Genomic DNA, 9,103 nt, shown 5'->3' on the forward strand with positions numbered 1-9,103 from the left:
AAAGCCCCGTGGCATGATGCCTGCGGGCACGACAGCGCAGCCGAGTGGACGCACGCGTCCGCCCGCCTTGTCGTTTCATATCAAGTTTTTCGACGGCAGGTTGCGCCCTGCCGCCATTGATGTTTGCGGCCAAGAAGCCGCGTGAAAGAAGATTATTTTGACCAACGAAAACACATTGCCCGGCAACGTCACCGCGGAACTCTCCGGTTTCGCAGCGCTGGGAATCACGGGTGCGCTGCTCAAGGCCACCCACAATGCCGGATTCGCCGAACCGAAGCCGATCCAGGTGCAGGCAATCCCGCCGCAGCTGGAAGGCCGTGACATTTTCGGCATCGCGCAGACGGGCTCCGGCAAGACCGCGGCCTTTGCGCTGCCCATCCTGTCGAAGATCATCGCGCTCGGCACCAAGCGGCGCGCCAAGACGACCCGCGCGCTCATCCTCGCGCCGACCCGCGAACTCGCCGTACAGATCGAGGACACTATCAAGATCCTGGCCAAGGGCGCGCATGTCTCGACTGCACTCGTGCTGGGCGGCGTCTCGCGCTTTAGCCAGGTGAAGAAGGTTGCTCCCGGCGTCGACATCCTGATTGCCACGCCCGGCCGCCTGACCGACCTGGTGCGCGAGGGCGACCTCATCCTCTCCGATACCAAATGGCTGGTGCTGGACGAGGGCGACCGCATGCTCGACATGGGCTTCATCAACGACGTCAAGCGCATCGCCAAGGCGACCGCGCCTGACCGCCAGACGGCGCTGTTCTCGGCCACCATGCCGGACGAGATCGCTGAACTGGCCAAGGGTCTTCTGAAGAACCCGGTCCGTATCGAAGTCTCGCCGCAAAGCACCGCGGCGGCCGAGATCGTGCAGGGCGTCGTCTTCGCCCGCACCAAGCAGAAGCGCCAGGTGCTGTCGACGATGCTCGCCGACGAGGCGATGAAATCCGTCATCATCTTTTCGCGCACCAAGCATGGCGCCGACCGGGTGACCAAGGATCTCGAGCGCGATGGCTTCAAGGCCGCCGTCATCCATGGCAACAAGTCGCAGAACGCTCGTCAGAAGGCGCTCAACGATTTTCGTGATGGATCGGTCCGCATTCTGGTCGCCACCGACATCGCGGCGCGCGGCATCGACGTGCCCGGCATCAGCCATGTCGTGAATTTCGACCTGCCGGACGAGGCTGAAAGCTATGTCCACCGCATCGGCCGCACCGGCCGCAACGGCATGGACGGCATTGCGATCACGCTTTGCGATCCTTCGGAAAACAGCAAGCTGCGTCAGGTCGAGCGCATCATCCGCACCAAGCTTCCGATCGTTGCCGACCATCTCGGCAGCCCCGATCCGCAGCGCAATCCGGCTGAAAAGAACGAGCGCTTCGAGCCCGCCAATGATCGCAACGACCGCAACGGTCGTCGCGACGGCCGGCGGCCTGGCGGCGAGAACAAGGGCAACGGCTTTGGCAAGAAGCGCTTCGGCGACAAGCCGGCCTTTGCCGGTGAGCGCAAGCCGGAAGGTGCGAAACCCTTCAAGGGCAACAACAAGCGCCGTTTCGGCGGCAAGCGTCCGGCAGCGCGAGCTGCCTAACCAAGCCTCGTGACGGCTGGCAAAGCCTTGGCGCTTGGCTGGTTGCCTGACAGATAGAGAAAAGGGCGGCTGAAGCGATGCTTCAGCCGCCCTTTTGGTGTCTGCACTCTACTTCGCCACCGCTTCGACCCAGACGGCAATCCGTTGCGCGAGAAAGGCCGTGGTCGACGGCGACAGCGCATCGCCGGCAATGACATGGTTGTCCGGGTCGCCGGTATCGTCGACCGGCACCAGTTCGTGCGGTGCGCCCCAGCGCCCGGCGATTTCGCGGGTGCGGTCTGGCCGCACCACTTTGTCCGAATCCGAGAAGATGAACAGGGCAGGGATGTCAGCCTTCTCCACCGGCGCCCCATAGGCGAGTTCCGTCAATGCCTGCATCGGCAGCGTCGCGGCAACCGGATATCTGGTGGTCCAGAATTTCTCGTGCAGCGAGTTGCGCGCCACGAAACTGCGCTCCTTGCCGATGACGAGTTCGGCGATCTGCTTGCCCCAGGGCATGGTCAGGATCTCGGCGCCGGATGCCTTGACGCCGAAATTGGGCGAGATGAATGCAATCGCCGCCACCCCATCCGATGCGCCCGGCTGCGTTGCCGCCCATGCCGCCAGCGAGCCGCCGGTCGAGGTCGAGATGACGATCACCTTGTCGCCGATCGACCGGCCGACGGCGAGCGCTTCTTCATAGTCGTTGATCCAGGCATTGACGCTGCCTTGCGTCATCGCCGCGCCGTCCAGCCCGTGACCGGTCAGGCGGGTGTAGAAGAGATTGGCGCCGAGCCGGTCGGCCACATCGTCGGGCAGGGGGCGGACCTCGCCCTTCGAAGCCGAGAAACCGTGGATGTAGACGATCGACAGCGGCGTCTTGGCATGCACCATGGGGTTCGCCCAGACGATCTCCTTCTCCAGCCCGTCGCGGATGCCGGGCACGGCGGCTTCCACCTTTGCCACATAGGCCTGCGGATCGTCACCGATGACGGAAGGATCGAAGCGGATCGTGGTGTCGACGGGAACGCGCGGGCCGAAGACGAAGGCCAATGCAAGGATGGCGATCAGGCCAAGTACAGCAAGCACGATCCGCCACCCCATCGCAGACTCCACGCAACAACACCAAGCCTATGGCGGTGGCCATGAACAGGCAACGGCCGCCCGGGCAGCCACACCACCAATCCTGTGGGCATCCTATTCGTTGGGTGGCTTGCGGTCGTAGTTCAGCGGCCTTGCCTTCCAACTGGTCATCAGGCTGATCACGCCTCGACACAGCGGCCTCGGCAACATAGCGAGAAATTTCAGCGGCCAGCTGGTGCGGTAAGGAAACGTGGTTTCGAAGCCGCCGGATTTGATTGCCTTCACCATACGGCGCGTCGCCCGGCTGACCGGCATCAGGCCCGGCATCGGCAGCATGTTCTTTTCGGTCAGCGGCGTGTCGACAAAACCGGGGTTTATCACCTGGACGCGGATGTTCATCTTGTCGAAATCATACTTCAGCGACTCGGCCAGGATGTTGATCGCCGCCTTGGTGCCGCCATAGGCGGCTGTGGTTGGCCAGCCGAAATAGGCGGTCACCGATCCGACCAGCACGACGTGGCCGCGCGCCCGCACGCGCATATACTCCACGACCGGCACCAAGCCGTTGATGATGCCGAAATAGTTGACCTCGAAGGACTTGCGAAAGTCCTTGACGACGAGAGCCTCTCCAGGCGTCGCGATGTAGTTTCCGGCATTGAAGACGGCGAGCACGATGGGGCCGAGCTCCTTCTCGATCGCGGCCACCGTTCTTGCCATGCGCGGCTCGTCGGTCACGTCGCAGGGAAAGGCGGTGACGCTGCCCGGCATCTGCGCTGTCTCGACGATGAGCGTGTCGATTGGATCGTCATCCAGTGCCGTTACCGCCACCGCATAGCCCCGGGACGCCAGATCCCTGGCCAGCGAGCGGCCAATGCCGCTGCTGCCGCCCGTGACCCAGGCGACGCCGTGTTTCGGATCGGCCCGATAGAGTGTCATGCTGCGCCCTGCCGAGTTTGTTGGTGCCTTGCTCTAGCGGTCAGGAAATCGAATGAAAAGAGCGCTTTTCGACCACGGGTGCAAATGAACCGTGGGATATCGAACCCGCTCCAGGGGGTGTAGATGCACAGCAGTGCCGGAAATGCGACTGGACCAGGCGAATTCTTGCCTTGAAACCGAAGCTTCGGGTTTCTAGGGTTTCGGCGCACGCACACAAGGAATCCTGAATGCCCCGTTCTGTGATCGACGCGATCGGCAACACGCCTCTGATCCGCCTTAACAAAGCTTCCGAAGAAACCGGCTGCGAGATCCTGGGCAAGGCCGAATTCATGAATCCGGGGCAATCGGTCAAGGATCGCGCCGGCCTTTTCATCATCCGCGACGCCGAACGGCGCGGCCTGTTGAAGCCGGGCGGCGTCATCGTCGAGGGAACGGCAGGCAATACGGGCATCGGGCTGACGCTGGTCGCCAAGGCGCTGGGTTATCGCACGGTCATCGTCATTCCCGATACGCAGAGCCAGGAGAAGAAGGACACGATCCGGTTGCTCGGCGCCGAGCTGATCGAGGTGCCGGCCGTGCCTTACAAGAACCCCAACAATTACGTGAAATTGTCGGGACGGCTGGCCGAGCAGATGGCGCGGACCGAGCCCAACGGCGCCATTTGGGCCAACCAGTTCGACAATGTCGCCAACCGCGATGGGCATATCCGCACCACGGCGGAGGAAATCTGGGCCCAGACCGGCGGCAAGGTTGACGGTTTCGTTTCGGCTGTGGGTTCCGGCGGCACGCTGGCCGGCGTCGCTTTCGGGCTGAAGGCCAAGAGCAAGGATGTCAAAATCGCGCTCGCCGACCCGCTCGGCGCCGCGCTCTACAGTTTCTACACCAGCGGCGAATTGAAGTCCGAAGGCAGCTCGATCACCGAAGGCATCGGGCAGGGGCGCATCACCGCCAATCTCGAAGGGTTCACGCCGGATTTCTCGTTCCAGATCAAGGACGAGGACGCGCTGCCGATCGTCTTCGACCTGATCCAGGAGGAGGGCCTGTGCGTCGGCGGCTCGACGGGCATCAACATTGCCGGCGCCATCCGGCTCGCCAGGGAATTGGGCCCGGGCCACACCATCGTTACCGTTCTTTGCGACTACGGCACGCGCTACCAGTCGAAGTTGTTCAATCCGGAATTCCTGCGCGAGAAGAATCTCCCGGTGCCGGGCTGGATGGAACTGCAGAGCAAGATTTCGGTGCCTTTCGAAAAGGTCGCATGATGGCGCACAGGACGGAAGCGCTGTTTCGCGACGATGCCTATCTGCGAACGGGGGATGCGACGGTTGTTGCCGTCAATGATCGTGGCGGCATCATTCTCGATCGGACGATCTTCTACGCCACCTCGGGTGGCCAGCCGGGCGATACCGGCCATCTCGAACGTGCCGACGGCAGCCGCATCGCCATTGCCGCCACCATCACAGGTGAGACCAAGGACGAGATCATCCATGTGCCGGCGCCCGAGCAGGCGACCCTGGCGGTTGGCGAGAAGGTCAAACTCGCCATCGACTGGGAACGCCGGCATCTGCTGATGCGCATGCACGCGGCCTGCCATCTGCTTACCGTCGTTTGCCCGTTCCCTATCACCGGTGCGGCGGTTTCCGATGACGACAGCCGTGTCGATTTCGACATTCCCGACGCCAGCTTCTCGAAGGAAGATGTGACCGCGAGCCTGATGGATCTGGTGCGCGCTGATCATCCGATTTTCACAAGGCTGATCAGCGACGAGGAACTCGCCGCGAACCCCGGCCTGGTCAAGTCGAAGAACGTCCGGCCCCCGGTCGGCACCGGCAAGATCCGCCTTGTCTGCATCGGCAACAACGCCTCGGTGGACAGTCAGCCCTGTGGTGGCACACATGTGAAAAGCACCGGCGAAATCGGTGAAATCCACATCGGCAAGATCGAAAAGAAGGGTCGTGAGAACAGGCGCTTCCGCATCCGCTTCGGCCCGATGCCGGCCGCCTGAAGTCAGACAGTGGTCGGTCTTCTACAATTCTTCAGGCGGTCGTGAGACGCGTTACGCAAGGTGTCGGAAACTGGAAGGCGGTCTCTCCACCCAGGCTTCGACCTGCTCGGTGACGAACTTCGCTGCCTGATGGTGGATGAAATGACCGGCACCGGGCAACGCAATCAGCGCGGTCACATTGTCGACCTCGCGGAACGTGCCATCGAAAGCGCTGACGGGTACATAGGGGTCGTCGGTGCCAAACAGGACCAGGGTCGGTGCCTTGACGAGTGGCAATTGCCCCAGACTTGGCACCTTGCCGAGCGGAATGTTGGCCCTGTAGTAGCCAAGCATTGCCTCCGGACTGGATCGCCGCAGCGAGTCCGTCAGCGCCTGCCTATCCTGCGGATCGGCGACCCAGGTCGCAAGTTCGTCGATGTTCAGCATCTGGGCTGCGCCGGGTGCCTGGAAGCTGCGTATGTAAGCGATCATCTCGGCATTGGCCGGATCGGCAATGGCATTGAGATGATTGCGCGGATGCGGCGTCGACAGCAGGACGAGATGGCGCACGACCTGCGGCGCGCGTATAGCCAGCCACCATGCAACGATGCCTCCCCAGTCGTGGCCGACAATGGCGGCCTGGGTCAACTTTTCGGCTGCGAGAACGGCCAACACGTCGTTGACCAAGTTTGCCAGCACATAGTTGCCGTAACCCTGCGGCGCGTCGCTTTGTCCGAAACCCCGCAGGTCGGGCGCGATCACGCGGTAGCGGCTGCAAAGCGCTCGCATCTGCCGGCGCCAACCCATGCCGTGATCCGGAAAGCCGTGCAGAAACACAATCGGCGGGCCTGAGCCCGCCGCCGTGTAGTGCAGTTTGACGTTGCCGTTTACAGCAAACTTCGATTCAAACGCCGCTTCCAGTTCAGTCAATTGCAATCCATTCGATGCTGCGTTCGAGCTCAGCAGCCCGAACGGCTGGGCTACATCTTGACTTCGAGGCGTAGGAACGGGCCGTTGAACGTCTGTGTGCTCTTGTCGGAGAGCGTCAGTAGATTGTGCCACTGCTCGACCCGATAGCCGGCGGTGAACGTGGTGTTTTCCCATGGCTTGAACGTCACGCCACCGGAGAGGTCGATATTGGTCACGACTTCGCTGGAGTGCTGGCTCTCGCTTGCATTGATGGTCTGATCGACCGGAGTAGGCGGGACGGCGCTCGGATCGTGCTGCGTCGCGCTCAGGCTGATCTTGTTGGTGCGCCTGCCCCACATGGCCGAACCGGAAACCGCGCCAGTCAGACCCCATGTCTCGCCCAGGGGATAATAGACTTCTGCGCCGATGCGAGGGCCGACGCCGTAAAATTCCGACGAGCCGAGCTTGTCGGCGCTACCGGATTTGTCCGCCGGATTATCCCGGGTGATGCCTTCGTGCAGGCTCACTTTCTCCTTGGAGTGCAGCAGCCGCAAGCCGCCGAAGAAGCGGATGTCGGCGCTTTGTGCCTGGACGTGCTTGCCGATATCGAAGTCCAGTGTCTGAAAATTATAGCTGTTTCCGAACGAAAGATTGACGTTGCCCGGGTCGCTGCCCGTTATCGGTATGTCAAAACTGGTGTCATTGTCCTGTCCAGCATGGAAGGACCCGGCGAGGCGCCAGTCGACGTCCGGAGAAATCGCCTTGGTCAGCGCGACCGATCCGTAGAGATCGCCAAAGCCGTTGTTGCTGCCTAGTTTGTCCGTGGTGTCGCCGAGCTTGTCGACGTTGGACTGATAGACCGCGCCTTCGAAGGCAATCTTGATGCGGGAATCCACCACTGCCGGATCGATCACTTGCGCATCCGCTGCATGGGCAGCAACCACACCAACAGATGTCACCGAAGCAGCCGACGCCGCAACAGTAGCAAGAAGCTTGCTTGAAACGTGATTTCGCATTTTTTCCCCGCCTGGAATCTAACTGAATAGTTATTAGCCCAGTCGCACATTACCGCAGCGGCATCTCGCGTCATAGCTGTTATAATAATTTGCTCGGGCAGTGTTACGCGTTTGCCACAGATGGCTTTTTATCCCCGAGAATCAAATAAGATAGCGGCGGGTTTTGTAGGCGAAATGTTAGCGCGACGCCGGTGGCGTTCGGGGCTGCCGGGGAGCATTGATGGACAATCAGGCGCAAATCGAAAGCGTTCTCAACAACCTCGTCTATGCGCTTTTTGCTCAAAGCGGGCAGGTCGAAACGAACGGCAAGGCTGGCAACCTCGGCAATCTGATTGTCTTTGACAACCCGGAAGCCGTAGACACCATCGTCAAGGCGCCGCAACTCTTCCGCAAGAACTTTTCCCTGATCTCGGCGCTCGGTTTCAGCCGCTTCAACACCAATGGCGAGGATTGGTCGATTCGGCGCGCCATCACCCAGGATACCTACCTGGCGGCCGCCAGGCCGGCGCAGCAACAGCCCATGGCAGAACTCTACGCCACCGCTCTTGCCGAGAGTGACGCAACGTTGCCTTCCATCCAGCAAGCTTTGTTCGCGGTATCGATGACGATATTCTACCGGGCTTTCGGCCTGGTTCCCGACATGGCAGCGACGCTCCTTCTGCTCGACAGGGTCCGCGACGTGCTAAGGCGCCTCCAATATTATTCCTGGGTGTCGCCGACGAGCGCTGAGCGCGCGAATGTTATCCAGGGCGCCCGCGCGGTGGTTGCCGATTTCACGTCGCTGCTGATGGCGGATCCCCGGGCGGCCGCCGAGATGGACCGCTTCAGGAATCTGGCTTCCGACCTGGAGGACTTCTCGCCGGTAGAGGAGTTCGTCATGAACTTCTTCGCCGGCGTCGAGACGACGGTGACCACCGCTCTTTGGGTGATCGACCGGCTGGGTGCCAACCAGAAGGTGCAGGAGCGCATCCATGCCGAGGTTCTCTCCGGCGAGGCGCAAACGCCTTACACCGATTGCATGATCAACGAGACGATGCGTTATTTCCCTCCGATACCGTTCCTGACTCGTGAAGTCGGCGCCGATACGGTTCTCGACGGCCAGAAGCTCTATGCCGGGCAACTGATCATGGTATCGATCGTGGGCGTGCATCAGAATCCAGTCTACTGGTCAAACCCGCGTGTCTTCGATGCAAGCCGGAAGGAATTCCTCGAGAACAGCTTTGATCGGCGGGCCTTTATTCCCTTCCTTACCGGACCGCGCATGTGCGGTGGCGCCCGTCTTGGTCGGCTGGAGGTCCGGGAGGCGGTCCTCGCCATCGTGCGGCAGTTCGCCTTCGGCCGGGCCGACGATGTGATCCGGTTCGATTATGCGCTGGCCTTGCGCCCGGCGCAGGGGGCTTCGGTCAGTGTTTCGCGCCGATAATACACCAAGGTCAGGTATGGTCCTGCCAGAACCGCCTGACGTAGTCCCCAAACTGCCGTTTGATCATGGTCTTGAACTCGACATCATGCGCATAACGCGCGCTTGTCGATATGGCTTTTGATTTCAGTTCGAAGCCTGGCCCAACTTGAACAGTTGGACGTGAACGGATAGCGAACACTGTCCGTTAAGCCATT

8 protein-coding genes are annotated in these 9,103 nt (G+C 61.4%); 4 read left to right on the forward strand and 4 right to left on the reverse strand.

Annotated features, from left to right (window positions below; all coding sequences use genetic code 11):
- Nucleotides 1-157 precede the first annotated feature (157 nt).
- On the forward strand, nucleotides 158-1,579 hold the full coding sequence (locus QQK95_RS08485) for a DEAD/DEAH box helicase (protein WP_284271030.1): 1,422 nt from the start codon (nucleotides 158-160) through the stop codon (nucleotides 1,577-1,579).
- 108 nt (nucleotides 1,580-1,687) lie between these two features.
- Here the strand turns inward: QQK95_RS08485 and QQK95_RS08490 are convergent, their stop codons facing one another.
- Together QQK95_RS08490 and QQK95_RS08495 are read right to left on the reverse strand one after the other, a co-directional pair.
- Nucleotides 1,688-2,662 carry an alpha/beta hydrolase gene (locus QQK95_RS08490; RefSeq protein ID WP_284271031.1) on the reverse strand — a complete coding sequence of 325 codons (975 nt, stop codon included), beginning with the start codon at nucleotides 2,660-2,662 and terminating at the stop codon, nucleotides 1,688-1,690.
- A 93-nt stretch (nucleotides 2,663-2,755) separates the two neighbouring features.
- Nucleotides 2,756-3,577 carry an SDR family oxidoreductase gene (locus QQK95_RS08495; protein ID WP_284271032.1) on the reverse strand — a complete coding sequence of 274 codons (822 nt, stop codon included), beginning with the start codon at nucleotides 3,575-3,577 and terminating at the stop codon, nucleotides 2,756-2,758.
- A gap of 227 nt (nucleotides 3,578-3,804) precedes the next feature.
- Between QQK95_RS08495 and QQK95_RS08500 the strand changes: the two genes are divergently transcribed.
- Nucleotides 3,805-4,839: a cysteine synthase A gene (locus tag QQK95_RS08500; protein ID WP_284271033.1), complete on the forward strand. Its 1,035-nt coding sequence runs from the start codon at nucleotides 3,805-3,807 to the stop codon at nucleotides 4,837-4,839.
- On the forward strand, nucleotides 4,839-5,582 hold the full coding sequence (locus QQK95_RS08505; RefSeq protein WP_284271040.1) for an alanyl-tRNA editing protein: 744 nt from the start codon (nucleotides 4,839-4,841) through the stop codon (nucleotides 5,580-5,582). The genes QQK95_RS08500 and QQK95_RS08505 overlap by 1 nt, the downstream gene beginning before the upstream one ends.
- Nucleotides 5,583-5,633: 51 nt before the next feature.
- On the opposite strand, the gene QQK95_RS08510 is transcribed toward QQK95_RS08505, so the two are convergent.
- Nucleotides 5,634-6,623 (reverse strand): alpha/beta fold hydrolase, encoded by a 990-nt coding sequence (locus tag QQK95_RS08510; RefSeq protein WP_284271034.1) that lies wholly within the window; start codon nucleotides 6,621-6,623, stop codon nucleotides 5,634-5,636.
- Nucleotides 6,542-7,486, reverse strand: a complete 945-nt coding sequence (locus tag QQK95_RS08515; RefSeq protein WP_284271035.1) for an Lpg1974 family pore-forming outer membrane protein — start codon at nucleotides 7,484-7,486, stop codon at nucleotides 6,542-6,544. Before QQK95_RS08515 ends, QQK95_RS08510 begins: the two co-directional genes overlap by 82 nt.
- A gap of 220 nt (nucleotides 7,487-7,706) precedes the next feature.
- Between QQK95_RS08515 and QQK95_RS08520 the strand changes: the two genes are divergently transcribed.
- Nucleotides 7,707-8,909, forward strand: coding sequence for a cytochrome P450 (locus tag QQK95_RS08520; RefSeq protein WP_284271036.1), 1,203 nt, complete (start codon nucleotides 7,707-7,709; stop codon nucleotides 8,907-8,909).
- Nucleotides 8,910-9,103: the final 194 nt, after the last annotated feature.

The organism is Mesorhizobium huakuii (assembly GCF_030160235.1).
GTDB classification, from domain to species: Bacteria; Pseudomonadota; Alphaproteobacteria; order Rhizobiales; family Rhizobiaceae; genus Mesorhizobium; species Mesorhizobium huakuii.